At 72.9% G+C, this 25,990-nt stretch carries 27 protein-coding genes; 20 read left to right on the forward strand and 7 right to left on the reverse strand.

All coding sequences use genetic code 11. The annotated features are described in order from the left end of the window. The first annotated feature begins 39 nt into the window (after nt 1-39). From glmS to ACZ4VL_RS07930, 7 genes are all read left to right on the forward strand, one after another. On the forward strand, nt 40-1,890 hold the full coding sequence (gene glmS / locus ACZ4VL_RS07900; RefSeq protein ID WP_468197086.1) for a glutamine--fructose-6-phosphate transaminase (isomerizing): 1,851 nt from the start codon (nt 40-42) through the stop codon (nt 1,888-1,890). A gap of 14 nt (nt 1,891-1,904) precedes the next feature. Further along, nucleotides 1,905-2,273, forward strand: coding sequence for a holo-ACP synthase (locus ACZ4VL_RS07905; RefSeq protein WP_361090627.1), 369 nt, complete (start codon nt 1,905-1,907; stop codon nt 2,271-2,273). Nucleotides 2,274-2,327: 54 nt separating this feature from the next. Next, complete coding sequence (locus ACZ4VL_RS07910) at nt 2,328-3,746, forward strand: NAD(P)H-hydrate dehydratase (RefSeq protein ID WP_468197089.1); 1,419 nt, start codon at nt 2,328-2,330, stop codon at nt 3,744-3,746. Nucleotides 3,747-4,022: 276 nt separating this feature from the next. Beyond that, complete coding sequence (gene alr, locus ACZ4VL_RS07915) at nt 4,023-5,162, forward strand: alanine racemase (RefSeq protein ID WP_468197092.1); 1,140 nt, start codon at nt 4,023-4,025, stop codon at nt 5,160-5,162. 43 nt (nt 5,163-5,205) lie between these two features. Continuing rightward, a complete protein-coding gene (locus tag ACZ4VL_RS07920; RefSeq protein ID WP_468197094.1) occupies nt 5,206-6,405 on the forward strand; it encodes an alpha/beta fold hydrolase in 1,200 nt (399 codons plus the stop codon). Continuing rightward, nucleotides 6,347-6,916: a tRNA (adenosine(37)-N6)-threonylcarbamoyltransferase complex ATPase subunit type 1 TsaE gene (tsaE, locus tag ACZ4VL_RS07925; RefSeq protein ID WP_468197095.1), complete on the forward strand. Its 570-nt coding sequence runs from the start codon at nt 6,347-6,349 to the stop codon at nt 6,914-6,916. The genes ACZ4VL_RS07920 and tsaE overlap by 59 nt, the downstream gene beginning before the upstream one ends. A 179-nt stretch (nt 6,917-7,095) precedes the next feature. Continuing rightward, nucleotides 7,096-7,329 carry a hypothetical protein gene (locus ACZ4VL_RS07930; protein ID WP_468197097.1) on the forward strand — a complete coding sequence of 78 codons (234 nt, stop codon included), beginning with the start codon at nt 7,096-7,098 and terminating at the stop codon, nt 7,327-7,329. A gap of 118 nt (nt 7,330-7,447) precedes the next feature. Here ACZ4VL_RS07930 and ACZ4VL_RS07935 read toward each other — a convergent pair whose 3' ends face one another. Next, a complete protein-coding gene (locus tag ACZ4VL_RS07935; RefSeq protein WP_468197099.1) occupies nt 7,448-8,011 on the reverse strand; it encodes a hypothetical protein in 564 nt (187 codons plus the stop codon). A 171-nt stretch (nt 8,012-8,182) separates the two neighbouring features. On the opposite strand from ACZ4VL_RS07935, the gene tsaB reads away from it, so the two are divergent. From tsaB to ACZ4VL_RS07955, 4 genes are read left to right on the forward strand one after another with little or no spacing between them, the layout of a single operon-like run. Beyond that, the gene (gene tsaB, locus ACZ4VL_RS07940) at nt 8,183-8,845 is read left to right on the forward strand and encodes a tRNA (adenosine(37)-N6)-threonylcarbamoyltransferase complex dimerization subunit type 1 TsaB (protein WP_404238386.1); all 663 of its coding nucleotides are present in this window, start codon (nt 8,183-8,185) and stop codon (nt 8,843-8,845) included. A 32-nt stretch (nt 8,846-8,877) separates the two neighbouring features. Continuing rightward, nucleotides 8,878-9,408 (forward strand): GNAT family N-acetyltransferase, encoded by a 531-nt coding sequence (locus ACZ4VL_RS07945; protein WP_468197181.1) that lies wholly within the window; start codon nt 8,878-8,880, stop codon nt 9,406-9,408. Beyond that, nucleotides 9,401-10,558, forward strand: a complete 1,158-nt coding sequence (tsaD, locus tag ACZ4VL_RS07950; RefSeq protein WP_468197101.1) for a tRNA (adenosine(37)-N6)-threonylcarbamoyltransferase complex transferase subunit TsaD — start codon at nt 9,401-9,403, stop codon at nt 10,556-10,558. Before ACZ4VL_RS07945 ends, tsaD begins: the two co-directional genes overlap by 8 nt. Next, complete coding sequence (locus tag ACZ4VL_RS07955) at nt 10,555-10,842, forward strand: hypothetical protein (RefSeq protein WP_468197103.1); 288 nt, start codon at nt 10,555-10,557, stop codon at nt 10,840-10,842. The genes tsaD and ACZ4VL_RS07955 overlap by 4 nt, the downstream gene beginning before the upstream one ends. Before the next feature lie 129 nt (nt 10,843-10,971). Here ACZ4VL_RS07955 and ACZ4VL_RS07960 read toward each other — a convergent pair whose 3' ends face one another. Further along, on the reverse strand, nt 10,972-12,147 hold the full coding sequence (locus ACZ4VL_RS07960; RefSeq protein ID WP_468197105.1) for a class I SAM-dependent methyltransferase: 1,176 nt from the start codon (nt 12,145-12,147) through the stop codon (nt 10,972-10,974). A 101-nt stretch (nt 12,148-12,248) separates the two neighbouring features. On the opposite strand from ACZ4VL_RS07960, the gene ACZ4VL_RS07965 reads away from it, so the two are divergent. The 3 genes from ACZ4VL_RS07965 to ACZ4VL_RS07975 all read left to right on the forward strand — a co-directional run bounded on the left by ACZ4VL_RS07965 (nt 12,249) and on the right by ACZ4VL_RS07975 (nt 14,422). Continuing rightward, nucleotides 12,249-13,184, forward strand: a complete 936-nt coding sequence (locus ACZ4VL_RS07965) for a polysaccharide deacetylase family protein (RefSeq protein ID WP_468197108.1) — start codon at nt 12,249-12,251, stop codon at nt 13,182-13,184. Continuing rightward, on the forward strand, nt 13,181-14,065 hold the full coding sequence (locus ACZ4VL_RS07970) for a polysaccharide deacetylase family protein (RefSeq protein WP_468197109.1): 885 nt from the start codon (nt 13,181-13,183) through the stop codon (nt 14,063-14,065). Before ACZ4VL_RS07965 ends, ACZ4VL_RS07970 begins: the two co-directional genes overlap by 4 nt. Before the next feature lie 138 nt (nt 14,066-14,203). Continuing rightward, entirely contained in the window at nt 14,204-14,422 is a 219-nt protein-coding gene (locus ACZ4VL_RS07975) for a hypothetical protein (protein WP_468197111.1), read from the forward strand. 73 nt (nt 14,423-14,495) lie between these two features. Here ACZ4VL_RS07975 and ACZ4VL_RS07980 read toward each other — a convergent pair whose 3' ends face one another. Next, entirely contained in the window at nt 14,496-15,899 is a 1,404-nt protein-coding gene (locus tag ACZ4VL_RS07980) for an FtsW/RodA/SpoVE family cell cycle protein (protein ID WP_468197114.1), read from the reverse strand. Nucleotides 15,900-16,260: 361 nt separating this feature from the next. On the opposite strand from ACZ4VL_RS07980, the gene groES reads away from it, so the two are divergent. Continuing rightward, on the forward strand, nt 16,261-16,569 hold the full coding sequence (gene groES, locus ACZ4VL_RS07985; RefSeq protein WP_361090583.1) for a co-chaperone GroES: 309 nt from the start codon (nt 16,261-16,263) through the stop codon (nt 16,567-16,569). A gap of 115 nt (nt 16,570-16,684) precedes the next feature. Continuing rightward, on the forward strand, nt 16,685-18,316 hold the full coding sequence (groL, locus tag ACZ4VL_RS07990; RefSeq protein ID WP_468197116.1) for a chaperonin GroEL: 1,632 nt from the start codon (nt 16,685-16,687) through the stop codon (nt 18,314-18,316). Between the two features lie 136 nt (nt 18,317-18,452). Here groL and ACZ4VL_RS07995 read toward each other — a convergent pair whose 3' ends face one another. The 3 genes from ACZ4VL_RS07995 to ACZ4VL_RS08005 form a co-directional block, all read right to left on the reverse strand. Beyond that, complete coding sequence (locus ACZ4VL_RS07995) at nt 18,453-19,145, reverse strand: ester cyclase (RefSeq protein WP_468197118.1); 693 nt, start codon at nt 19,143-19,145, stop codon at nt 18,453-18,455. A gap of 74 nt (nt 19,146-19,219) precedes the next feature. Further along, a complete protein-coding gene (locus ACZ4VL_RS08000) occupies nt 19,220-19,993 on the reverse strand; it encodes an SDR family NAD(P)-dependent oxidoreductase (RefSeq protein WP_468197121.1) in 774 nt (257 codons plus the stop codon). Between the two features lie 118 nt (nt 19,994-20,111). Beyond that, nucleotides 20,112-20,789 (reverse strand): MOSC domain-containing protein, encoded by a 678-nt coding sequence (locus ACZ4VL_RS08005; RefSeq protein WP_468197123.1) that lies wholly within the window; start codon nt 20,787-20,789, stop codon nt 20,112-20,114. A 79-nt stretch (nt 20,790-20,868) separates the two neighbouring features. Between ACZ4VL_RS08005 and ACZ4VL_RS08010 the strand changes: the two genes are divergently transcribed. Next, a complete protein-coding gene (locus ACZ4VL_RS08010; RefSeq protein WP_468197125.1) occupies nt 20,869-21,765 on the forward strand; it encodes a LysR family transcriptional regulator in 897 nt (298 codons plus the stop codon). A 131-nt stretch (nt 21,766-21,896) separates the two neighbouring features. Here ACZ4VL_RS08010 and ACZ4VL_RS08015 read toward each other — a convergent pair whose 3' ends face one another. Continuing rightward, complete coding sequence (locus tag ACZ4VL_RS08015) at nt 21,897-22,223, reverse strand: WhiB family transcriptional regulator (RefSeq protein WP_385428017.1); 327 nt, start codon at nt 22,221-22,223, stop codon at nt 21,897-21,899. Between the two features lie 388 nt (nt 22,224-22,611). Between ACZ4VL_RS08015 and ACZ4VL_RS08020 the strand changes: the two genes are divergently transcribed. From ACZ4VL_RS08020 to guaB, 3 genes are all read left to right on the forward strand, one after another. After that, complete coding sequence (locus ACZ4VL_RS08020; protein ID WP_003948568.1) at nt 22,612-23,223, forward strand: response regulator transcription factor; 612 nt, start codon at nt 22,612-22,614, stop codon at nt 23,221-23,223. A 364-nt stretch (nt 23,224-23,587) separates the two neighbouring features. Then, nucleotides 23,588-24,217, forward strand: coding sequence for a sigma-70 family RNA polymerase sigma factor (locus tag ACZ4VL_RS08025; protein WP_361090564.1), 630 nt, complete (start codon nt 23,588-23,590; stop codon nt 24,215-24,217). A 155-nt stretch (nt 24,218-24,372) separates the two neighbouring features. Further along, nucleotides 24,373-25,878 (forward strand): IMP dehydrogenase, encoded by a 1,506-nt coding sequence (gene guaB / locus ACZ4VL_RS08030; protein ID WP_468197128.1) that lies wholly within the window; start codon nt 24,373-24,375, stop codon nt 25,876-25,878. Nucleotides 25,879-25,990 lie beyond the last annotated feature (112 nt).

Genomic DNA, 25,990 nt, shown 5'->3' on the forward strand with positions numbered 1-25,990 from the left:
TGCGGGGCAGGACGCCGTACGCGGCGTACGCTGCGCCGTATGTGCGGAATTGTGGGTTACGTAGGAGCGCAGTCGGCGCTCGATGTGGTCATCGCCGGACTCAAGCGGCTGGAGTACCGCGGCTACGACTCGGCCGGGGTCGCCGTGCTCGCCGACGGGCGGATCGCCGCGGCCAAGAAGGCCGGGAAGCTGGTCAACCTGGAGAAGCAGCTCGTCGCGCATCCGCTGCCGGCGGGCTCCACGGGCCTGGGGCACACGCGTTGGGCCACCCACGGCGGGCCCACCGACGCCAACGCCCACCCGCACCTGGACAACGCGGGCCGGGTCGCCGTCGTCCACAACGGCATCATCGAGAACTTCGCCGCGCTGCGCGCCGAACTGGCCGAGCGCGGGCACCGGCTGGAGTCCGAGACCGACACCGAGGTCGTCGCCCACCTGCTGGCCGAGCGGTTCGAGGCCGCCGGGAACGACCTCGCCGAGGCGATGCGGCAGGTGTGCCGGCAGCTGGAGGGGGCGTTCACGCTCGTCGCGGTGCACGCCGACGCGCCGGACGTGGTGGTCGGCGCCCGCCGGAACTCCCCCCTGGTGGTGGGCGTTGGGGAGGGTGAGAACTTCCTCGCCTCGGACGTGGCCGCGTTCATCGCCCATACGCGGTCCGCGATCGAGCTGGGACAGGACCAGGTCGTCGAGCTCCGCCGCGACGGGGTCACGGTGACCGGGTTCGACGGTTCGCCCGCGACGGTGCGGGCGTACCACGTGGACTGGGACGCCTCGGCGGCCGAGAAGGGGGGATACGACTACTTCATGCTCAAGGAGATCGCCGAGCAGCCGAAGGCCGTCGCCGACACCCTCCTCGGCAGGATCGACGCGAGCGGTGCGCTGACCCTGGACGAGGTTCGCATCCCCGCCTCGGTGCTCCGGGAGGTCGACAAGGTCGTGATCGTGGCGTGCGGTACGGCCTACCACGCGGGCATGATCGCGAAGCTGGCCATCGAGCACTGGACCCGCATCCCGTGCGAGACGGAACTCGCGAGCGAGTTCCGCTACCGCGACCCGATCCTGGACCAGCGGACGCTGGTGGTGGCGATCTCGCAGTCCGGCGAGACCATGGACACCCTGATGGCGCTGCGGCACGCGCGCGAGCAGGGGGCCAAGGTGCTGGCCATCTGCAACACGAACGGGTCGACGATCCCGCGCGAGTCGGACGCCGTGCTGTACACGCACGCCGGCCCCGAGGTGGCCGTCGCCTCGACCAAGGCGTTCCTGACCCAGCTCGTGGCCTGCTACCTGGTCGCCCTCTACCTCGGGCAGGTCCGGGGCACCAAGTGGGGCGACGAGATCGAGGCCGTGATCCGCGAGCTGTCCGACATCGCCGCCGCCGTGGACGCCGTCCTGGAGACCATGGAGCCGGTGCGGGCGCTGGCCCGGTCCCTGGCCGACAAGAACACCGTGCTGTTCCTCGGACGGCACGTCGGCTACCCGGTGGCGCTGGAGGGCGCGCTCAAGCTCAAGGAGCTCGCGTACATGCACGCCGAGGGCTTCGCGGCGGGCGAGCTCAAGCACGGGCCGATCGCGCTGATCGAGAAGGACCTGCCGGTGGTGGTCGTCGTGCCCTCGCCGCGCGGGCGCTCGGTCCTCCACGACAAGATCGTGTCGAACATCCAGGAGATCCGGGCACGCGGGGCGCGGACCATCGTCATCGCCGAGGACGGCGACCAGGCGGTCGTCCCCTACGCCGACCACCTGATCCGCATCCCGGCCACGCCGACGCTGCTCCAGCCGCTGGTGGCGACGGTGCCGCTGCAGGTGTTCGCGTGCGAACTGGCGACGGCGCGCGGGAACGAGGTGGACCAGCCGCGTAATCTCGCGAAGTCCGTGACCGTGGAGTGAATGGGTAGTTCGTTGTGATTATCGGCGTGGGGATCGACGTTGCCGAGATCGACCGCTTCGGCGCGGCGCTGGAGCGGACGCCGGGCATGGCCCAGCGGCTGTTCGTCGAGTCCGAGTTGCTGCTGCCGAGCGGCGAGCGGCGCGGAACCGCCTCGCTCGCCGCCCGGTTCGCCGCCAAGGAAGCCCTGGCCAAGGCGCTCGGTGCGCCCGCCGGCATGCTGTGGACCGACGCCGAGGTGTACGTGGAGGAGTCCGGGCAGCCGCGGGTGCGGGTGCAGGGGACCGTGCAGGCGCGGGCCGTGGCCCTCGGGGTGAGGTCCTTTCACATCTCGCTCAGCCACGACGCGGGCGTCGCCTCGGCGGTGGTCATCGCCGAGGCGTAGCCGAGCCGGTCGGGGCGCCGCCGGTCGGGCCGCCCGATCGGGCAGGCTGGGCGCATGCGTACTGCTTACAGCGTGGAGAACGTACGGTCCGCCGAACGGGAGTTGATGGCCCGCCTCCCGGACGGCGCCCTGATGCAGCGGGCGGCCGCCGGACTGGCCACCGCCTGCGCGGACCTGCTGCCGAGGGTGTACGGAGCACGGGTCGTGCTGCTCGTCGGGCCGGGCGACAACGGCGGCGACGCCCTGTACGCGGGCGCCCGACTGGCCCGGCGCGGCGCCGGGGTGACCGCCGTGCCCATGGACCCGGAGCGGATGCACCCGGGCGGGCTGGCCGCGCTGCGGGCCGCCGGCGGCCGGGTCTGCGGGACCGTGCCCGACCGGGCCGACCTCGTCGTGGACGGGCTGCTCGGCATCGGCGGGCGCGGCGGACTGCGGCCGGCGGCCGCGGCGCTGGTCGAACGGATCCCGGCCGGGGCCGTCGTCGTCGCCGTGGACCTGCCGAGCGGGGTGGACGCGGACACGGGGGAACTGGCCGGGGCCGCGGTCCGGGCCGACGTCACCGTGACCTTCGGGGTGCACAAGCCGGGGCTACTGGTCGACCCCGGGGCGTCGCGGGCCGGCGTGGTGCGGCTGGTGGACATCGGGCTGGAGCTCGACGCCCCCGGCCGCGGCGACGGCCCCGCCCCCGAGGCCGAGGCCCTGCAGCACGCCGACGTGGCACGGCTGTTGCCGCGGCCCGGCGCGTCCAGCGACAAGTACCGCCGGGGAGTCGTCGGCATCGCCGCCGGGTCGGCGCAGTACCCCGGCGCGGCCGTGCTCGCCGTGGCCGGGGCCCTGCGGGGCGGGGCCGGTGCGGTGCGGTACGTCGGCCCGGCGGCCGACGAGGTGCTCGCCCGCTACCCCGAGGTGCTGATCGGGTGGGGCCGCGTCCAGGCGTGGGTCGTCGGACCCGGACTGGGGGAGGGCCGCGGCGAGGACGTCGCGCGCGTGCTGGCGGACCCGGTGCCGGTGCTGGTGGACGCGGACGGGCTGCGCGGCCTCGACCCGGCGGCGCTGCGCGCCCGGCCCGCGGAAACCCTGCTGACCCCGCACGCCGGGGAGGCGGCGGCCCTGCTGGGGATGTCACGGGAGGCGGTGGAAGCCGGGCGGCTGTCGGCCGTACGGGAGTTGGTCGGGCGGTACGGGGCCGCGGCCCTGCTGAAGGGGTCGACGACGCTGGTGTACGACGGGCACCGGCCGGTGCGGGTGAACCCGACGGGTACGCCCTGGCTGGCCACGGCGGGCAGCGGCGACGTGCTGTCGGGGCTCGGCGGTTCGCTGCTGGCGGCGGGGCTGCGGGCCGCGGATGCGGGGGCGGTGGCGGCGTACCTGCACGGGCTCGCCGGTCGGCTGGCCGCCGCGGGGGCCCCGGTCCTCGCCCACGAGGTGGCCGAAGCCCTCCCCGCCGCCTGGCGCAACGCCACCCACCCCTGACAGCGCCCCCGCTCACCCCGCCGCCGGCCGGCCCCCGCACCCCCGCGCCTCCGGGGCTGGTTGGCGCGGCGTCATGGCCCGGCGCGCCGCCGTTGCCGGGGGCCGGCCCCAGGACCCCCGCGCCTCGAACGCCGGCGGGGCTGGGTCGGTGGGGCTGAGTCGGCCGGGCCGGGTCGGTGGGGCTGATTCGGTGGGGCTGGGTCGGACGGGGCCCGGGCAGGGCGTGCGGGAATGGCGGTCGCGCGGGGGTGGGGCGGGCTCTGAGAGACTGGGGCGATGAACGAGACACCGGGGCGCGTGTACGCCGAGATCGATCTGGCCGCCGTGCGGGCGAACGTGCGCGCACTGCGCGCGCGGGCCCCCCGGGCCGAGCTCATGGCCGTGGTCAAGTCGGACGCGTACGGGCACGGCGCCGTCCCTTGTGCCCGCGCCGCCCTGGACGCCGGCGCGACCTGGCTCGGCACCGCCACCCCGGAGGAGGCGCTCGCCCTGCGCGCTGCCGGGATCGGCGGCCGGATCATGTGCTGGCTGTGGACCCCCGGTGGGCCCTGGCGCGAGGCGATCGAGGCCGACATCGACGTGGCCGTCAGCGGGATGTGGGCCCTCGACGAGGTGACCGACGCGGCCCGGGCGGCCGGGCGGACCGCCCGGATCCAGCTCAAGGCCGACACCGGCCTCGGCCGCAACGGCTGCCAGCCCGCCGACTGGGCGGAACTCGTCGGCGCGGCGGCCGCCGCCGAGGCCGAGGGCACCGTCCGCGTCACCGGCCTCTGGTCGCACTTCGCCTGCGCCGACGAGCCGGGGCACCCCTCCATCGAGCTCCAGCTCACCACCTTCCGCGACATGCTGGCGTACGCGGAGAAGGAGGGGCTGGAGCCCGAGGTCCGGCACATCGCCAACTCCCCGGCGACGCTGACCCTCCCGGACAGCCACTTCGACCTGGTGCGCTGCGGCCTCGCCGTCTACGGCGTGTCGCCCGCCCCCGAGCTCGGCACCCCGGCCGAGCTCGGACTGCGCCCCGCGATGGCCCTCAAGGCCTCGGTGGCCCTGGTGAAGACGGTGCCCGCCGGACACGGCGTCAGCTACGGCCACCACTACGTCACCGACGACGAGACCACCCTCGCGCTGATCCCCGCCGGGTACGCCGACGGCATCCCCCGGCACGCCTCCGGGCGCGGCCCGGTCTCCGTCGGCGGCCGGATCCGGCGTGTCGCCGGCCGCGTCGCGATGGACCAGTTCGTCGTCGACCTCGGCCCCGGATCCCCGGTGCGGGCGGGGGACGAGGCCGTGCTGTTCGGCACCGGCGAGCACGGCGAACCCACCGCCGAGGACTGGGCCCAGGCGGCTCAGACGATCGCGTATGAGATCGTCACCCGTATCGGAGGGCGCGTACCCCGCGTCTACCGCAACGGCTGAGTGCCGACCGAGTGCTGAGCGGGTGCTGAGTGAGGACTACGGCGTGAGCGAGAACTGGCGCAGGGCCGGCTGGGCCGGAGCCGTGATCGGCGTGATAGCCGCGGGTGCGGCGGCCGGTGTCGCCGTCGAACGGATCACGGTCGGGCGCAGCGTGCGCCGCAAGGCGCGCCTCGCCCTCGACGCCGCCGGCGACTACGGCTCCCTGCGCGGGACCCCGGGCGCCGCCTACGCCGAGGACGGCACCGAGCTCCACTACGAGGTCGACGAGCCGGACGGGGACGCCGCGGAGCGGTCGCGCCCCCGCCTGCGCCGCAAGGCCGCGCCCGTGCCGACCGTGGTGTTCTGCCACGGCTACTGCCTGGCCCAGGATTCCTGGCACTTCCAGCGCGCCGCCCTGCGGGGCCTGGTCCGCGCCGTGTACTGGGACCAGCGCAGCCACGGCCGCAGCGCCCGCGGCTTCGCCCAGGCCGACGGCGATCCGGTCTCGATCGACCAGCTCGGCCGCGACCTGAAGACCGTCATCGACGCCGCCGCGCCGGAGGGCCCGCTGGTCCTGGTGGGTCACTCGATGGGCGGCATGACGATCATGGCGTTCGCCGAGCAGTACCCGGAGCTGGTGCGCGACCGGGTGCTCGGGGTGGCGCTGGTCGGCACGTCCAGCGGCCGGCTGGGCGAGGTGACGTACGGTCTGCCCGCCGTCGGGGTGGGCGCGGTGCGCCGCATCCTGCCGCCCGTGCTCAAGGCGCTCGGCTCGCAGGTGGAGCTGGTGGAGCGGGGCCGCCGGGCCACCGCGGACCTCTTCGCCGGCATGATCAAGCTGTACTCGTTCGGAGCGCCGCGCGAGGTGGACCCGGGCGTCGCACGGTTCGCGGAGCGGCTCATCGAGGCCACGCCCATCGACGTGGTCGCCGAGTTCTACCCGGCCTTCCAGGCCCACGACAAGACCGCTGCCCTCCAGCGGTTCGCGGACATCCCCGTCACCGTCGTCGCCGGGGACCACGACATGATCACCCCGGCCGCGCACAGCCAGGCCATCAAGGACGCGCTGCCGGCTGCCGAGCTGGTCGTCCTGGAGCGGGCCGGGCACCTGATGATGCTGGAGTACCCGCAGACGGTGACCGGGTTGCTCGCCGAGCTGCTCGTGCGCACCGGGGCGGTCCCCGCAGCGGCTAACGTTGGCGGACATGGAAGAAGTACCGCTGGAAGCCCCGCTCAGCCCGGCGCAGGGGTCGCGGGACCCTGAAGGCGCCGCCGGGGCGCGCATCACCGTCGACTCGCCCGGGGCCATGCAGGCGCTGGGCCGCAGCATCGCCGGCCTGCTCCGCCCCGGCGACCTGGTCCTGCTGACCGGGGAGCTCGGCGCGGGCAAGACCACGCTGACCCGCGGGCTAGGCGAGGGGCTCGGCGTCCGGGGCGCGGTGACCTCGCCGACGTTCGTGATCGCCCGGGTGCACCCCTCGCTGCGCGGCGGGCCGGCGCTGGTCCACGTGGACGCGTACCGGCTGGGCGGCGGGCTGGACGAGATGGAGGACCTGGACCTCGACGTCTCGCTGCCCGAGTCCGTGGTCGTCGTCGAGTGGGGCGACGGCAAGGTGGAGGAGCTCTCGGAGGACCGGCTGCACGTGGTGATCGCGCGGGCCGTCGGCCACGAGGAGGTCCTGGACGACGTACGCGAGGTCACCGTGCGCGGTGTCGGCGAGCGCTGGGCCGCCCCGGGCCTGCTGGCGGGCCTCGGGCCCGTCACGGCGGGCTGAGATCCGGCCCGGCACACCGCCGGACGGGGCCGGGCGGGGTCCGGGCCGGGGTCCGGCTCGTGGAGGTACCGACAGGCTGTCGGGAAGATATTGCGCCGGAAGAGCCGCGCATGGTCACATGGTACGGAGGGCTGGTTAGGCCTACCTAAGTACGGCCGGCCCGGGGCCAGGAGGCAGCCATGTCGACAGGAGCAGCGGCACCGCGCGACCCCCGCACCTCGACCGCGCCGAGGGGAGCCTCGTGCCCCGTGCCCATGGGCGTGCTGCTCGCCGCGGGCGCGGCCGCCACCGCCGTCTCGACGCCGCCGGGCCGCGAGCCCGCCCGGCAGCCGGGGACCGGGCCGGTCGCGGCGGCCGGCGACCTCGGACCCGGACGCGGCGGACGGGCCGCCCGGGAGCCCGAGGCGGCCTGAGTCCTCCGTCCGGGTGAAATCAACAGCCGGTCGGCGGCCGGTCAGCGGCCGGACGGCGGACGAGCGGCGGACGGGCGGCGGACGAGCGGCGGACGGGCGGCGGACGAGCGGCGGACGGTCAGGGGACGACGACGACCTTCGAGTTGATCGTGGCGAAGGCCCACATCGCGTCGCCGTCGGCCCGGCTCATCCGGATGCCACCGGTCTTCCGCGTGGCGTCGGGCTCGGGCAGCCGCCCGTCGGCGCGGGCGCTGAAGCCGATCACGACCCCGCTGCCCTCGGCCATCGCGAAGCGCACCACGTGCTCGATGGGCACGCCGTCCGAGCCGGTGACCGCGTTCGAGCGGGAGTTCACCAGGTAGGTGCCCGGCTTCGGGTGCACCGTGCTCGGCACCACCGCGAAGGTCCTCGGCTCCTTGCCGTCCTCGGTGACCAGCCACACCCGCTTCAGGGCCGCCGAGTACACGACGCGCGTGCCCGTGCCGGAATCGGTCGGCACGGCGTTCGGCTTCGCCGGGCCGGGCGCCGGCGCGGACGGCTGGGCGGAGGGCTCCGCCGCCGGTGCGGCGCCGTGCGCGGACGGCGCGGGGGCGGTCGCGGAGGCCTGGTAGCCGAGGAACCCGACCGCGGCGAGTGCGGCGGCCGTGAGCCCGGCCACGATTCCCGAGCTGCTGCGTCCCACTTGCTCCACCTCTCGTGCTTTCCCGTGCGCCGGGTCCCGGCCGATCCGCGGGCCGTTGCGGCGTCCGCGGGGTTCGAATACCGCGGTCGAATCCTGGGGTCGAAGGTAGCAGCCGGGCTGCCCCGCGACCGGCCGCGAGGGCCCGGGCCCGGGGAGTCGTAGGCTGTTCGCGTGCTCTTGCTCGCTGTAGATACCGCCACGCCCGCCGTCACCGTCGCCCTGCACGACGGCGAGAACGTCCTCGCCGAGTCCCACCAGGTCGACGCCCGCCGCCACGGGGAGCTCCTGCTGCCGTCGGTGGACCGGGTCCTCGCCGAGGCCGGGCTGAAGCTCGACGCCCTGACCGGCATCGTCGTCGGCGTCGGCCCCGGCCCCTACACCGGGCTGCGCGTGGGCCTCGCCACCGCGGCCACGTTCGCCTCCGTCCTCGGCGTCCCCGTGCACGGCCTGTGCACCCTCGACGGCCTCGCGTACGCCGCGGGCGCCGCCGGCGTCGAGGGCCCCTTCACCGTCGCCACCGACGCGCGGCGCAAGGAGGTCTACTGGGCCCGCTACGAGGACCCGCTCACCCGGGTCGGCGAGCCCGCCGTGGACCGCCCGGCCGAGATCGCCGAGCAGGTCGCCGGGCTGCCCGCGGTCGGCCAGGGCGCCCTGCTGTACCCGGAGGTGTTCACCGACGCGCGCGGCCCCGAGCACCTGAGCGCCGCCGCCCTCGCGGCACTGGCGGTGCACCGGCTCGCGGCCGGGCAGGAGTTCCTGCCCCCGACGCCGCTGTACCTGCGCCGGCCCGACGCGCAGGTGCCCAAGAACTACAAGGTGGTCACCCCGCAGTGACCGCAGGTACCGGTACCGCAGTACTGCGCGAGATGCGCTGGTGGGACATCGCGCCCGTACTGGAACTGGAGCAGGAGCTGTTCCCCGAGGACGCCTGGTCCGCCGGAATGTTCTGGTCCGAGCTCGCCCACGCCCGCGGCCCGCACGCCACCCGCCACTACGTCGTGGCCGAGACCGTTCCTGAGGGCGTTCCCGAGGGCGGCTCCGCCGCGGGCGCCGGCCGCCGCATCGTCGGCTACGCCGGGCTGGCCGCCGCCGGCGACCTGGCCGACGTACAGACCATCGCGGCCGCACGCGACCAGTGGGGGACCGGGCTCGGCGCCCGGCTCCTCACCGACCTGCTGCGGGCCGCCACCGCGTTCGAGTGCGCCGAGGTGCTGCTGGAGGTGCGGGTGGACAACACCCGCGCCCAGAAGCTCTACGAGCGCTTCGGATTCGAGCCGATCGGCTTCCGCCGGGGCTACTACCAGCCCGGCAACGTCGACGCACTCGTGATGCGCCTTTCCGATCCCGCACTCTCCGTCCCCGCGGACGGACCCGTACAAGGTGAGACCCATGGCTGACGAACCCCTCGTCCTCGGCATCGAGACCTCCTGCGACGAGACCGGCGTCGGCATCGTCCGCGGCACCACCCTGCTGGCGGACGCGGTCGCGTCGAGCGTCGACGAGCACGCCCGCTTCGGCGGCGTCGTGCCCGAGGTGGCCTCCCGCGCCCACCTGGAGGCGATGGTCCCGACCATCGAGCGCGCCCTGAAGGAGGCCGGGGTCAGCGCCCGCGACCTCGACGGCATCGCGGTCACCGCCGGCCCCGGCCTCGCGGGGGCCCTGCTGGTCGGCGTGTCGGCGGCCAAGGCGTACGCGTACGCCCTCGGCAAGCCGCTGTACGGGGTGAACCACCTGGCCTCGCACATCTGCGTGGACCAGCTGGAGCACGGCCCGCTGCCCGAGCCGACCATGGCGCTGCTCGTCTCCGGCGGGCACTCCTCCCTGCTGCTCGCCCCGGACATCACCTCCGACGTGCGGCCGCTGGGCGCGACCATCGACGACGCGGCCGGCGAGGCCTTCGACAAGATCGCGCGCGTGCTGCACCTCGGCTTCCCCGGCGGCCCGGTCATCGACCGGCTGGCCAAGGAGGGCGACCCGAAGGCGATCAACTTCCCGCGCGGGCTGACCGGGTCGCGCGACCCGGCGTACGACTTCTCCTTCTCCGGGCTCAAGACGGCCGTCGCCCGCTGGATCGAGGCGAAGCGGAACGCGGGCGAGGAGGTGCCGGTGCGCGACGTCGCGGCGTCGTTCCAGGAGGCCGTGGTGGACGTGCTGACCCGCAAGGCGATCCGCGCCTGCAAGGACGAGGGCGTCGACCACCTGATGATCGGCGGCGGCGTCGCCGCCAACTCCCGGCTGCGGGCGCTCGCGCAGGAGCGCTGCGACGACGCGGGGATCATCCTGCGCGTGCCGCGGCCGAAGCTGTGCACGGACAACGGCGCGATGGTCGCGGCGCTGGGCGCGGAGATGGTCAGGCGGAACCGTCCCGCCTCGGACTGGGACCTGTCGGCGGACTCCTCGCTGCCGGTGACGGACCCGCACGTGCCCGGCACGGGCGCGGCGGACGGGGACGAGCACGCGCACGGGCACGGGCACGGCCACGGCCACGGTCATGCCCACGACCACGACCACGTGCACGAGCTGAGCAAGGACAACCTGTACTCGTGAGCACCATCGCCCTGATGTGGGAGGCCCGCGCCACCGGCGGCCGCGGCGCCGAGCTGCTGGAGTGGGCCCGCTCGCAGGTCCTCGCCCGGGAGCCGGTGCGCCGGGAGGTCCTGCGGGCCCCGCAGGACCGGGTGCTGGTGATCACCTGGTGGGAGGCGCCCGAGGGCCTGGCGGCCGACCTCCCCGAGCTGCCGGAGCCCGCGGCGGACCTGATCACCCGCCCGGTGCACCGCTGGCGGTTCGAGTCGGTGGAGGCGGAGACCTCCGGCACCGTCGGGTCCTGAGCCCCTGCGGGGGCCCCGGGCGGTCCCGGGGCCGCGCCCCGAGGGCCACACCGCCCTGCCGGGCCCAGGCGGGGCCGGTGCGCGCGGCCGCCGGGCCGGGCGCGCCCTCCCGGCTTTCGCCGCCCGCCGCTACGGGGCGCTGACCGGCGATCCGATCAGCATCGACGGGGCGCCGGCGACCCGGGTCAGGAACACCGTCGCCGCGTTCCGCCCCTGCGGCTTGACCTTCTTGCGCAGCTCCTCCGGCTCGATGGCCGAGCCGCGCTTCTTCACGGTCAGGATGCCGACCTCGCGCTCGCGCAGCAGCGCCTTGAGCTTCTTCAGGCCGAACGGCAGCACGTCGGTGATCTCGTACGCGGTCGCGTACGGCGTCGCGCGCAGCTCGTCCGAGGTGATGTAGGCGATGGTCGGGTCGATGAGCCGGCCGCCGAGCTGCTCCGCGACCCCGGCGACGAGGTGGGCGCGGATCACGGCGCCGTCGGGCTCGTACAGCCAGCGGCCGACCGGGCCGACCTCCGGGTCGGGGAGCGGGCCGGCGGTGCGCAGGGTCCGCGGGCCGGGCAGCAGGGTCGCGCGGACGGTCCCGGGGTCGGTCCCGAACCACAGCACGGCCTCCTTCACGTCCCCGTGGTCGGAGATCCACTCGGCCTCGGCCTGCTCCGGCACCGCCTCGTGCGGGATCCCGGGGGCGATCTTGATGGCCGCACACCGCGCCGAACGGGCCGCCTGCACGGCCCAGGACAGCGGCGGCGAGTAGCCCTCCGGATCGAACACCCGGCCCCGCCCCCCGCGCCGGGCCGGGTCGAGGAACACGGCGTCGTACCCGGAGGTGTCGACTCCGGTCACGTCCGCCTCGACGACCTCGACCAGGTCCGCCAGCCCCAGCGCCTCCGCGTTGGCCCGGGCCACGGCGGCGGTCAACGGGTCGCGGTCCACCGCCAGCACCCGGATGCCGAGCCGGGCCAGCGCCAGGGCGTCCCCGCCGATCCCGCAGCACAGGTCGGCGACGCTGCGCACGCCGAGCGCCGCGAACCGCTCGGCCCGGTACGCGGCGACCGGGGCGCGCGTGGCCATCTCGGCGCCGCCGGGGGTGAAGTACATCCGGAACGCGTCCTCCCCGAACTTGGCCGCCGCGCGCTGCCGCAGCCGGGCCTGCCCGAGCGCGGCGGAGACCAGCGGCGCGGGGTGCTCGCGGCGCAGCCGGGTGGCGACGGCGAGCTCCTGGCCCGGGTCGTAGTCGCGGAGCGAGTCCAGGAGGGCGCGGCCCTCAGGGGTCAGGAGGGCGGCGAAGTCTTCGGGGGTCACCGCCTCATTGTCGGTCAGCGTGGGCCACTCGATGGAAGGTCGTCTTTCCGTTCGCGGTGTCGGCGGGGCGGAGCGCCGTGGCGGTGTCAGGATCCGCTGCTATGCAGCTAGTACGACAAAAGGAACAAAAGACGCTTCACGGTCGCCGGCGCACCGCCGGCTCGCGCGGCCGGGCCGGGGTCGTCCTCTCCGCCCTGCTCGTCGCCGCCCTGGGAACGGCCTGCAGTTCCGGGGACTCCGGTGGCACCCCGGCCCCGACCGAGAGCGGCAAGGCCGGCGCGGCGCTGGGCGCCCGCGGTGAACAGCGGGGGCCCGCCGCCCGGCAGGCCCGGCTCGTCGCGGCGAAGAAGTGGAAGCTGGCCAAGCCGCCGCTTGAGGCACCGCCGGCACCGAAGCAGAAGCCCGCGATCACCACCCGGGAAGGCTTCGAGGTGGACGGCCACGAGAACCTCCCGCCCGTCTTCACCACGGTCCCGACGAAGGACAAGGTCGTCTTCCTGACGTTCGACGACGGCGCCGAGAAGGACCCCGAGTTCCTGAAGATGATGCAGGAGCTGAGGATTCCGTACACGGCCTTCCTCAGCGACTACCTCGTCCGCGACGACTACTCCTACTTCAAGGAGATGCAGGCGGCCGGCGTCACCCTGAACAACCACTCCGTCAACCACCGCTACCTGCCCGCGCTGTCGTACGAGAAGCAGCGCGAGGAGATCTGCGGTCAGCAGGACACGATGCAGAGGATGTTCGGCAAGCGGCCGACGGCCTTCCGCCCGCCGTACGGGAACTACAACGAGGACACCCTGCGCGCAGCCAAGTCCTGTGGCGTCAAAGCGGTTCCGCTGTGGAACGCGGAGGCGTTCCCGAAGCGGATGGACTACCGTGAACCGGACCGCGACCTGCATCCCGGAGACATCATCCTCACGCATTTCCGGGGTCGCGAGGACTGGGATGGCAGCATGCCCGACCTGGTCCGCAACGTCATGAAGACCGTCACGGACAAGGGGTACGCCGTGGCCCGCCTGGAGGACTACTTGTGAGCTACGCGCGCCGGCTGGTGGCCGGGACGCTGGCGGCCGGCGCGCTCGCGCTGTCCCTGACGGGGTGCGGGAACAGCGTCGACCCCATCGAGCGGCTCGGCCGCAAGACCACCCACGAGCAGCCGAGCCCCTCGGCCTCGTCCGGGGCGGCCGCCCGGGGCACCGCGTCGCCCTCGGCCGCCGGGGACGGCGACGCCTACCGGAAGTGGGGGCTGACCGCCCCGGTGCAGTACGCGCCGAAGCCGGCGCAGAAGCCGTCCCTGCCGCCGGCCGCTCCCGGCAAGGCCCAGGTCGTGGACCGAATACCCGTGCCGGCCACGGAGAAGGTCGTCTTCCTGACCTTCGACGACGGCGCCGAGAAGGACCCCGAGTTCCTGAAGATGGCGGCCGACCTGAAGCTGCCGATCAGCATGTACCTGACCGACAACGTCGCGTCCTCGGACTACGGGCACTTCGAGAAGCTCCGGGACAACGGCTCCGGCAGCACCATCAACAACCACACCCTGACCCACCCGAACCTCCGGACCCTGCCCTTCGCGGCGCAGAAGAAGGAGATATGCGGTCAGCAGGAACGCCTGGAGAAGCGCTTCGGGGCCAAGCCCACCCGCTTCCGCCCGCCGTTCGGCAACTACAACGACGACACGCTCAAGGCGGCCGCCGAATGCGGCATCTCGCAGGTGGTCCTGTGGCGGGCGTCGATGCAGATCAACAACTTCCAGTACGCCGAGGGCTCCGGCCTCAAGCCCGGCGACATCATCCTGGCCCACTTCCGCGGCCCCTCCGAGCTCAAGGGCGCGACGGAGGTCCAGATGACCACCCGCATGCTCCAGAGCATCCAGCAACAGGGCTTCCGCATAGGCCGCCTGGAGGACTACCTCTAGTGCTGTGACCGCACCCTGTGACCGCACGGGCCCCCGGGACACGACCCGTTCGGGTGAAGGACGGGGGACGCGGGGTACGGGGCCGGTTCGCCGCGGGAGGAATGGACGCACACCCCCGCCGAACCGGGAGGCGAAGCGATGCCGATCGACACCGTCGAGCGTTTCCTGAACGCCCTGAGCCCCGAACACCGGGAGAAGGTCCGAGAGCTGCCGCCCGCCCGGCAGCAGGAGCTGGCCGACGCCTGGGAGCAGGAGTTGGCGAAGGACCACGACCTCGACACCCTGTCCGAGCTGTCGCCCCCCGCGGCCGAGGCCGAGGCGGCCAAACGGGTGATGGAGTCCGCGGCCGGCGGCTGAGACCCCCCGCGTCTGCGGCCCCCGCGGTGGCGCCCCCGCGTCTGCGGCCCCCGTAGCGGCGCCCCGCGGCCCCTCAGTCCCGCCCGGCCGCCACCACCGGGGTGATCACGGTCTCCACCGGGCCGCGGCGGTCCGCCAGGCGCTGGCGCTCCGCGCTGTCGCTGATCCGCAGCAGCAGCGCGATCATGATCCAGTTGGCCAGGAGGGACGAGCCGCCCTTCGCCAGGAACGGCAGCGCCTTGCCGGTCAGCGGGATCAGCCCGGTCACGCCCCCCGCCACCACGAACACCTGGAGCGCCAGCGCTGCCGACAGGCCGACCGCCAGCAGCTTCCCGAACGGGTCGCGGGCGCCCAGCGCCATCCGCAGCCCCCGCTGCACGAGGAGCGCGTACAGGAGCAGCACCGCCATCACTCCGGCCAGGCCCAGCTCCTCGCCCACCGTCGTCAGGATGAAGTCGCTGCGCCCGGCGAACTTGATCAGCTCCGGATGTCCGAGGCCGAGCCCCGTGCCCGAGACGCCGCCGGTGCCGAAGCTGAACAGGGCCTGCGCCGACTGGTCCGAGGTGACCCCCGGCGGCCGCTCCTGCCAGTAGTACGACAGCGGGTTCAGCCAGGCGGCCACGCGCGCCTTCACGTGCGGCTCGGTCGAGCCGACGACGAACGCGCCGGCCGCGGCCATGACCAGCCCGCACACGATCCAGCTCGTGCGCTCGGTGGCGACGTACAGCATCACCACGAAGACGCCGAAGAAGATCAGCGAGGTGCCCAGGTCCCGCTCGAAGACCAGCACCAGCATCGACAGGACCCACACGGTGGCGATGGGGGCGAGCTGGCGCATCGGCGGCAGCCTCAGCCCGAGGAACCGCCGGCCGGTCAGGGCGAGCGAGTCGCGGTGGACCACCAGGTAGCCGGCGAAGAAGACCGCGATCATGATCTTCACGAACTCGCCCGGCTGCGCGGAGAAGCCGCCGATGACGATCCAGCGCTTCGCCCCGTACGTGTCCGCGGGCGAGAAAGCCGGCGCGATCAGCAGCACCAGCGCCGCGGCCATCGTGAGGTAGATGAACCGCTGGAGCAGCCGGTGGTCCCGCAGCAGCGCCACCACCAGCAGGCAGGCCGCCACGCCGATCACCGTCCACACCAGCTGGCCGGGGGCGTTGGCCTCGGCGCCGTACCGCTCGACGTACGACTGGTCGAGCCGGTGCAGCAGCACCAGCCCGAGCCCGGTCAGCAGCATCGCCAGCGGCAGGATCAGCGGATCGGCGTACGCGGCGAACCGGCGTACGCCCAGGTGTGCCACCAGGGCCAGCAGGCCCATGCTGATCGCGAAGCCGGAGAGGTCGACCGGCAGCTCGCCGTTCAGCCCCAGGCCGGCGCTCGCGTGCCCGAGGACGGTGGTGCCGACGACGAAGACGAGCAGCAGCGCCTCGGTGCGGCGGCGGGCTCCGGCCGCCGTCGGCGGCCTCAGCCCCCGCACGTCGGTCCGATCTGGCCGTCAATGGGGCGCTTTATCTTCATATCGTCTAAGACGACGACGATCTTCCCGGGGTTCCTTCCGGTTCACCCGGGCGGCGGGGCGGAGCGGGGAAGTGCTGGTGGGGAGCCGTCGGGATCCGGCCGACCGGGCGTCCGAGGTGGCCGGATGTGCGAACCCGAGGGAGCGTATTGGCACTCCGCTTGACCGAGTGCTAATCGCCGGAATAGTCTCGCACCTGGCACTCGCCCCAGGTGAGTGCCAACACAGCGACGGGCAGGTCCGGCACCCGCGACGACGGATCCACCTGGTCGCCACCTCAGACAGTTAACCCCGTGAGATCTCCGAAGGGGGAGGTCGGATCGTGACGACCACCAGCTCCAAGGTTGCCATCAAGCCGCTTGAAGACCGCATCGTGGTCCAGCCGCTCGACGCCGAGCAGACCACGGCCTCCGGCCTGGTCATCCCGGACACCGCGAAGGAGAAGCCCCAGGAGGGCGTCGTCCTCGCCGTGGGCCCGGGCCGCTTCGAGGACGGCCAGCGTCTCCCGCTGGACGTCAACGTCGGCGACATCGTGCTGTACAGCAAGTACGGCGGCACCGAGGTGAAGTACAGCGGCGAGGAGTACCTCGTCCTCTCGGCTCGCGACGTGCTCGCGATCATCGAGAAGTAATTCACTTCTCCCAGCACTGCTTTGATCTGCGCCCCTGGTCACCCCGCTGATTGCCGGGCGGCGAGGGGCGCGGGTCGTTGAACCCCAAGTTTTCCGAGAGGGCTGAACCGCTCCCATGGCGAAGATCCTGAAGTTCGACGAGGACGCCCGTCGCGCCCTCGAGCGCGGCGTCAACAAGCTTGCCGACACGGTCAAGGTGACGATCGGCCCCAAGGGCCGCAACGTCGTCATCGACAAGAAGTTCGGCGCCCCCACCATCACCAACGACGGTGTCACCATCGCCCGCGAGGTCGAGCTGGACGACCCGTACGAGAACCTCGGCGCGCAGCTGGTGAAGGAGGTGGCGACCAAGACCAACGACATCGCGGGTGACGGCACCACCACCGCCACCGTGCTGGCCCAGGCGCTGGTCCGCGAGGGTCTGCGCAACGTCGCCGCGGGCGCCTCCCCGGCCGCCCTGAAGAAGGGCATCGACGCCGCGGTCAAGGCCGTGTCCGCCGAGCTCCTCGACACCGCCCGTCCGATCGAGGACAAGTCCGACATCGCCGCCGTGGCCGCGCTCTCCGCGCAGGACCAGCAGGTCGGCGAGCTCATCGCCGAGGCGATGGACAAGGTCGGCAAGGACGGTGTCATCACCGTCGAGGAGTCCAACGCCTTCGGCCTGGAGCTGGAGTTCACCGAGGGCATGGCCTTCGACAAGGGCTACCTGTCGCCGTACTTCGTCACGGACCAGGAGCGCATGGAGGCCGTCCTCGAGGACCCCTTCATCCTGATCCACCAGGGCAAGATCTCCGCGATCCAGGACCTGCTGCCGCTGCTGGAGAAGGTCATCCAGTCGGGTGGCTCCAAGCCGCTGCTGATCATCGCCGAGGACGTCGAGGGCGAGGCCCTCTCCACCCTCGTCGTCAACAAGATCCGCGGCACCTTCAACGCGGTCGCCGTCAAGGCGCCCGGCTTCGGTGACCGCCGCAAGGCGATGCTGCAGGACATGGCCACCCTCACCGGTGCCACCGTCATCGCCGAGGAGGTCGGCCTCAAGCTCGACCAGGCCGGCCTGGACGTCCTGGGCAGCGCGCGCCGCGTGACCATCACCAAGGACGACACCACGATCGTCGACGGTGCCGGCACCGCCGAGGACGTGCTCGGCCGCGTCAACCAGATCAAGGGCGAGATCGAGGCGACCGACTCCGACTGGGACCGCGAGAAGCTGCAGGAGCGCCTGGCGAAGCTCGCCGGCGGCGTCTGCGTCATCAAGGTCGGCGCCGCCACCGAGGTGGAGCTGAAGGAGAAGAAGCACCGTCTGGAGGACGCCATCTCCGCGACCCGCGCCGCGGTCGAGGAGGGCATCGTCTCCGGTGGTGGCTCCGCGCTGGTCCACGCCGTCAAGGTCCTGGAGGACAACCTCGGCCTGACCGGCGACGAGGGCACGGGTGTCGCGGTCGTCCGCCGCGCCGCCGTCGAGCCGCTGCGCTGGATCGCCGAGAACGCCGGCCTCGAGGGCTACGTCATCACCTCCAAGGTGGGCGAGCTGGAGAAGGGCAACGGCTTCAACGCCGCCACCGGCGAGTACGGCGACCTGGTCAAGGCCGGCGTCATCGACCCGGTCAAGGTCACCCGCTCCGCCCTGGAGAACGCCGCCTCCATCGCCTCCCTGCTGCTCACGACCGAGACCCTGGTCGTCGAGAAGAAGGAAGAGGAAGAGGCCAACGGCCACGGGCACGGCCACGGTCACGGCCACAGCCACTGACCCCCGATGAGCCGGTCCGCTGACCGCTGACCGGCTCCCTTCGGACTGCGACCCCGGTCGCCGCCGCTCAACGGTGGTGGCCGGGGTCTTCCCGTGGGCCGGGAGCCGTGGGTCGGAGCCGGTCGGGCGGGTCCGCTCAGGACATCGCCCCGAGCTGCCGCATCAGGCCGTTGGTGTCGTAGTGCCACCAGCCTTCCTTGATCATCCCGTTCTCGCAGCGGAAGACCGTCGTGCCGGTCATCGTGCAGGTCTTGCCGGTGGGGGCGATCCCCATGAACGTGCCCTTGTGCTTGCCGGTCCAGGTCCACAGCGTGGTGACGTAGTCGTCCTGCGCCATCTGCGCGTCGCAGGTGAAGGAGAAGTCGAAGGCGCCGCGCCACATCTCCACGTCCTCGCGGATGCCCTCGCGGCCCGTCTTGTCGACGGGGTTGGCCACGTCGTGGTCCATGTAGTCCGACGCGTAGACCTCCTCGATGACGTCCAACTTGCCCTTCGCGGTGATGTCGTCGAACACCCGGTTCGCGAGCAGCGCGTTGAGGTGCTCGTCGCGGACCACGTCCAGGTTGGTGAACCGCGGCATCCCGTCGCAGAGGGCCACCATCTCCTGGAACATCCGGTCCGTCTCCGGGAGATGAGAGTTCCTCATGGCCTCTTCGTACGACGGGAACTCGACCACGTCGACATAGTGCGTCTCTGATTCGCGGTCCCTGCCGACCACGCTGTGCGTCACGGTGCGCTTGCCGCTGGTCTGCGCCAGGTACTGGTCCATGAGCGCGCTGACGGCCTCGGGCCTGCTCGTCTCGTAATCGACTATTTGTACGAATGTCATGGCGTCTCCCGGGGCTGGATGGGATACGTCCAGTTTAGGGAGATTTACGCCATCCGGCTGATTCCTGCGGCCTTCTACCGGGGGCCGTACTTGCGGCCCGTACGCGAGGACAGCCCGCCCAGCAGCCCGCGCGGCGTCAGCTTCACCACGCCCATCAGCGCCTTGTACCGCGGGTCCGGGACCGAGACCGTCTTGCCGCGCGCCAGGTCGTCGAGGGCCGCCGCCACCAGCTTGTCGGCGTCCAGCCACATCCAGTTGGGGATGTTGTCCGTGCCCATGCCGGCCCGCTGGTGGAACTCCGTCCGCACGAAGCCCGGGCACAGCGCCATCAGGCGCACGCCCGACCCGGCCAGGTCCCGCGCCGCGCCCTGGGTGAACTGCACGACCCAGGCCTTGCTCGCCCCGTAGGTGCCGCGCGGCACGAAGGCCGCCACCGAGGCCACGTTGATGACGCCGCCGCGGCCGCGCGAGCGCATCGACGCGGTGGCCGCCGAGGTCAGCCGCAGCACCGCCTCGATGTGCACCTTCAGCATGGTCAGCTCGTCGGCCATGGAGACCTCGAGGTAGCGGCCCTTGTTCCCGAACCCGGCGTTGTTGACCAGCAGGTCCACCGGGTGCGTCCGGTCGTCGAGGCGCCGCTCGACCGCGGCGATGCCCGCCTCGGTCGACAGGTCCGCGGTCAGCACCTCGGCCTCGATGCCGTGCCGGTCGTGCAGTTCCGTGGCCTGCTCGGCGAGGCGCGCGGTGTCGCGGGCGACCAGTACGAGGTTGTGGCCCTGGGCGGCGAGCTTGCGGGCGAAGGCGGCGCCGATGCCCGCCGTGGATCCAGTGATCAGCGCAGTCGTCATGTGCGCAACCTAGCCGCCCCGGACGACAGTCCGGAGCGGGCCCGCCCTGGCGGTACCACTTCGTCCGCTTTCCCCCCGGCGGGCGCCGCGGGCTCATCGGCGGCCCGTCGCCGGCCGACTACTTCCCGTACTTCTCCAGATGGGCGCGGGCCTTCTCGTGGGCCTTCGGCTCCATCGCCGCGCCGGCCGCCAGGGTCCGCGGGAGCAGCGCCCGTTCGAGGGTGAAGGCCCGGAACCAGAGCCCCACCGTCACGTCGTGGTCCGGACGGCCGACCACCTCCACCGCGTCCCCGGCCGAGACCTCCCCCTCCTGCACCACGCGCAGGTACGCGCCCGGCCGCACGGCCTGCGTGTACCGCTTCACCCAGCCCGGCTCACCGAGCGCCCCCTGGAAGGTGGCGCACGGGATGCGCGCCGAGGCCACCTCCAGGACGAGGTCGGCGCCGATCCGCCAGCGCTCGCCGAGGAGCGCGCCGGTCACGTCGATGCCGGAGGTGGTGAGGTTCTCCCCGAAGATCCCGCCGGGCAGTTCGCGCCCCAGCTCGTCCTCCCACCAGTCCAGGTCCTCGCGCGCGTAGGCGTACACCGCCTGGTGCTCGCCGCCGTGGTGGCGCAGGTCGCAGACGGCGTCACCCTCCACCCCGCTCGCGCCGACCCCCTCGGGGCCGGGGGCGAACACCCGGACCGGGCCGGCGGCCGGCCGCTTGCCGATCCCGGTCACCCCGCCCTCGGCGGTGGTGTAGTCGACGGCCGTCGCCCGGCCGAGGTTCACGGAGATCACATGCTTGGGCGCCATGGGCACACGCTAGCCGAGCGCCCTCAAAGGGGCACGGGAGTATGTGCGCCGCCATCAAAGCCGGGCTTATGCTCGAAGAATGATCGAGGCACGCCATCTCCGGGTCCTGCGCGCCGTGGCCGACACCGGCTCCTTCTCGGCCGCCGCCCGCGAACTCGGCTGCACCCAGCCCGCCGTCTCCCAGCAGATGAAGGCGCTGGAGCAGTCGGCCGGGACCCCTCTGCTGATCCGCGCCGGTCGCGAGATGCGGCTCACCCAGGCCGGCGCCGCCCTGGTCCGGCACGCCGCAGGGATCCTGGCCGGGCTGACCGCCGCCGAGGAGGAGGTCGCGGCCATCGCCGGGCTGCGCGCCGGCCGGGTCCGGCTCGTGTCCTTCCCCAGCGGCAGCTCCACCCTGGTCCCGACGGCGCTCGCCGCGATGCGGGCCGCGCACCCGGGGACACGGATCTCGCTGGTCGAGGCGGAGCCCCCGCGTTCGGTGGAGATGCTGCGCGACGGCGACTGCGACGTGGCGCTGGCCTTCCGCTACGCCGGGACCGCGGCCACCGCCGAGTGGGACGACCTCGTCGTGCGGCCCCTGCTGACGGACCGCCTCGTCGGGCTGGTGCCCGAGGGGCACCGGCTGGCCGGTGCCGGGAAGCTGGGCATGGCCGAGCTGGCGGACGAGCCCTGGATCGCGGGCTGCCCGCGCTGCCGCCGCCATCTGGTCGAGGTGTGCGAGGGCGTCGGCTTCACCCCGCGCATCGACTTCGCCACCGACGACTACCCGGCCGTGGCGGGCCTCGTCGGCGCCGGGCTGGGCGTCGCCGTACTGCCGGAGCTCGCGCTGGAGTCCGTACGGGCCAAGGGCGTGAGCACGCTGACCGTGGAGCCGGCCGTGGAGCGGGAGGTCGTGGCGCTGACGCTGCCCGACCTGGCCCGCGTACCGGCCGTGGCGGAGACCCTGGCCGAGCTGGAGCGGGCCGCCGCGCGCTGAGCGGCGCACGGCGGCCCCGCCTGTGGGTCACCACGGGGTGAGGAAACGTTTCTGCATGGTGTTGTGCGACATCCGGTTGTGCGACATCCGGTTCTGAGGCGTCCGCCCCTGCGGCGGCGTCCGGGCGGCCGTCAGTCCGGAGGGGTCCGCCCGATGGTGCTCGACGCGGGGATCAGGCGATGGCGGGCCCGGCCCATCAGTTCCTCGCGCTCGTCCTCGGTGAGGCCGCCCCACACCCCGTAGGGCTCGCGGACGGCGAGTGCGTGCGCGGCGCATTCCGAACGCACCGGGCATCGCATGCAGACCTCTTTAGCGGAGGCCTCGCGCGCGCTCCTGGCCGCGCCCCGCTCGCCCTCCGGGTGGAAGAAGAGGGAGCTGTCGACTCCGCGGCAGGCGGCCAGCAGCTGCCAGTCCCAGAGGTCGGCGTTCGGTCCGGGGAGGCGGGAGAAATCTGCCATGGGTAGTCCTCTTGGTGCCGGTACTGAGACGAATACGGTCCAACCCTCCACACCTACCACACCTACTGTCGTAGTAGATGTAAATATGACTCATTGGGAATCTAGCGTCAGACACTGCCCGAACGGAAGGAAAGCCGCCAAATAGGGCATAGCTCCAGATGGAGGACAGTTGGCGAGTGGCGCCGATGGCGTGATCGCGTCCTCACGTAGAGTGCCGAAGGTGTCCGTCCGACCCGTAACTCTTTCGAGTGACCATCGTTGAGAGAGCGAAGGCGGTTGAACCAAAGCGTTCCCGGACAGGTGTCCGAGAGCATCGACCGCACAGGTGACGATACGTACCAGCCTGGAGGCTCAAGGTGACGCGCATCAGCAGCTCCGGAGGGCGGTCATGACTTCCGTCCTCGTCTGCGACGACTCCCCGCTTGCCCGAGAGGCGCTCCGTCGCGCGGTTGCCACCGTGCCCGGCGTCGAGCGCGTGACGACGGCTGCCAACGGCGAGGAAGTCCTCCGCCGCTGGGGTGCCGACCGCTCCGACCTGATTCTCATGGACGTACGGATGCCCGGGCTCGGCGGCGTGGAGACGGTGCGCCGGCTGCTCTCCGCCGATCCGGGCGCCCGCATCATCATGCTGACGGTCGCCGAGGACCTCGACGGCGTGGCCCTCGCGGTCGCCGCCGGCGCCCGCGGCTACCTGCACAAGGACGCCTCGCGCGCCGAACTGCGGGCCACCGTCACCCAGGCGCTCGCCGACCCGACCTGGCGGCTGGCCCCGCGCCGGCTCCGCTCGGCCGAGATGGGCGCCGCGCCCACCCTCACCGCGCGCGAGATCCAGGTGCTGGAGGGGATGAGCCACGGCCGGTCCAACGCGGAGATCGGGCGGGAGCTCTTCCTCTCCGAGGACACGGTCAAGACGCACGCCCGCCGGCTGTTCAAGAAGCTGGGCGCCTCGGACCGGGCCCACGCCGTGGCGCTCGGCTTCCGCTGGGGCCTGGTCCGCTGACCGCGGTCCCTTGAGAGCAGTCCCGTCCGCCGCAGGCGGGCGGGGCGGCGCGCCGCCCCGCCCGGCGTGCCCGCCCGCCCGGTGTTCCGGGGTGCTCCCGAGGTTCCCGGCACCCTCCGCTCCCGGCCGTACTCGTGCGTAGCCGGGGATTGGCGGGGCACAATCCGGGGGACGTGTCGCTTCGTGCGCGATGCCGCATGCTTGAGTGTGTGGCGCATTTCTGGGATGGGGCCTCGGGGAGTTTTCGGGCGAGCGGGAGGGGAGCGTGCAAGTGAAGAGCTCAGGCGCACCCGCTCATAACGCTTCGATGCACAACACGGACCGTGGTGCCGCGAACGCTCCGGCGCCAAGGCACCATGGATTGATGCGCGACGACGAGGCCACGGGCTCCGCTGCGGCCACGGGCCCCACCGGAGCCGCCAAGGGCAACAGCGCCGAGGCTGTCAGCGCGCTCGTGCGCCGAGCCGTGGAAGGCGACGAGCAGGCCACCCATGACCTGCTCGCCTTCGTGCACCCACTGGCCATCCGCTACTGCCGCACCCGGCTCTCCCGGCTCCCGGGGGACGCCCGCCACTTCGTGGAGGACCTGGCCCAGGAGGTCTGCGTCGCCGTCCTGATGGCGCTGCCGCGCTACCGGGACACCGGCCGCCCCTTCGAGGCCTTCGTCTTCGCCATCGCCGCGCACAAGGTCGCCGACCTGCAGCGGGCCGCCATGCGCCACCCGGGCAGCACCGCCGTCCCCTCCGACGAGATGCCCGAGCGGCCGGACGACTCCCTCGGGCCCGAGGAGCGGGCGCTGCTCAGCAGCGACGCCGCCTGGGCCCGGAAACTGCTGGCCAACCTGCCCGAGACGCAGCGCGAGCTGCTCGTCCTGCGCGTCGCGGTCGGGCTGACCGCCGAGGAGACCGGCCAGATGCTCGGGATGTCCCCGGGCGCGGTGCGGGTCGCGCAGCACCGGGCGCTCAGCCGGCTGCGCGCGCTCGCCGAGCAGTAGGGCGGAGCCTGCGGCTCCGCTATGGCCTGTCGAGGCCCGGCGATCAATAGGAGGAAGCGACGAAACTTGGCCGTGACCTCGCTCGTGGAATGAGACGCGTCGCGATCCCGTTAGCATGGACATCCGCGCTGAGCAAGACCATTTGGGAAGGTGTCATGACTGTCAACGCCGACGGAGTGCCCGACAAATTCGCCATGCTCGGGCTGACCTACGACGACGTCCTGCTGCTGCCGGGCTCGTCCGACATGGCGCCGGACGAGATCGACACCTCCTCGCTCATCTCGCGCAACGTCCGCGTCAACATCCCGCTGCTGTCCGCCGCCATGGACAAGGTCACCGAGTCGCGCATGGCGATCGCGATGGCCCGCCAGGGTGGTGTCGGCGTCCTGCACCGCAACCTGTCGATCGCCGACCAGGCCAACCAGGTCGACCTGGTCAAGCGCTCCGAGTCCGGCATGGTCAGCGACCCGATCACGGTGCACCCGGACGCGACGCTGCGCGAGGCCGACGAGCTGTGCGCGAAGTTCCGCATCTCCGGCGTGCCGGTCACCGACGCCGCCGGCAAGCTGCTCGGCATCGTCACCAACCGCGACATGGCCTTCGAGTCGGACCGCAGCCGCCAGGTGCGCGAGGTCATGACCCCGATGCCGCTGGTGACGGGCAAGGTCGGCATCTCCGGCGTGGACGCCATGGAGCTGCTGCGCCGCCACAAGATCGAGAAGCTTCCGCTGGTCGACGAGGCGGGCGTCCTCAAGGGCCTCATCACGGTCAAGGACTTCGTCAAGGCCGAGAAGTACCCGAACGCCGCCAAGGACAAGGACGGCCGCCTCCTGGTCGGCGCCGCCGTCGGCGTCGCCGGCGACGCCTACGAGCGCGCCCAGGCCCTCGTCGAGGCCGGCGTCGACTTCATCGTCGTCGACACGGCGCACGGCCACTCCCGGCTGGTCGGCGACATGGTCGCCAAGATCAAGTCGAACTGCGGCGTCGACGTCATCGGCGGCAACGTCGCCACCCGCGACGGCGCCCAGTCCCTGGTCGACGCCGGCGCGGACGGCATCAAGGTCGGCGTGGGCCCCGGCTCCATCTGCACCACCCGCGTCGTCGCCGGCATCGGCGTCCCGCAGGTCACCGCGATCTACGAGGCCGCGCTGGCCGCCAAGGCCGCGGGTGTCCCGGTCATCGGCGACGGCGGCCTGCAGTACTCCGGCGACATCGCCAAGGCCCTCGTCGCGGGCGCCGACACGGTGATGCTCGGCTCGCTGCTCGCGGGCTGCGAGGAGTCCCCCGGCGAGCTGCTCTTCATCAACGGCAAGCAGTTCAAGTCGTACCGCGGCATGGGCTCGCTCGGCGCGATGCAGTCCCGCGGCGACCGCAAGTCCTTCTCCAAGGACCGCTACTTCCAGGAGGGCGTGGGCGGCGACGACAAGCTCATCCCCGAGGGCATCGAGGGCCAGGTGCCCTACCGCGGCCCGCTCGCCGCGGTCGTGCACCAGCTCGTCGGCGGCCTGCGCCAGTCGATGTTCTACGTCGGCGGCCGCACGGTGCCGGAGCTCCAGGACCGCGGCCGGTTCGTCCGGATCACCTCGGCGGGCCTGAAGGAGAGCCACCCGCACGACATCCAGATGACGGTCGAGGCGCCGAACTACTCCCGCAAGGGCTGAGCGGTGACGGGGGGGGGGGGGGGGGGGGGGGGGGGGGGGGGGGGGCGTCCCCCCCCCCCCCCCCCCCGCGTCCGGCGGTCTGTTCTTTTTTTGAGGGGTGTTCGGTTCGCGG

This window comes from Streptomyces sp. NPDC029014 (assembly GCF_055564695.1).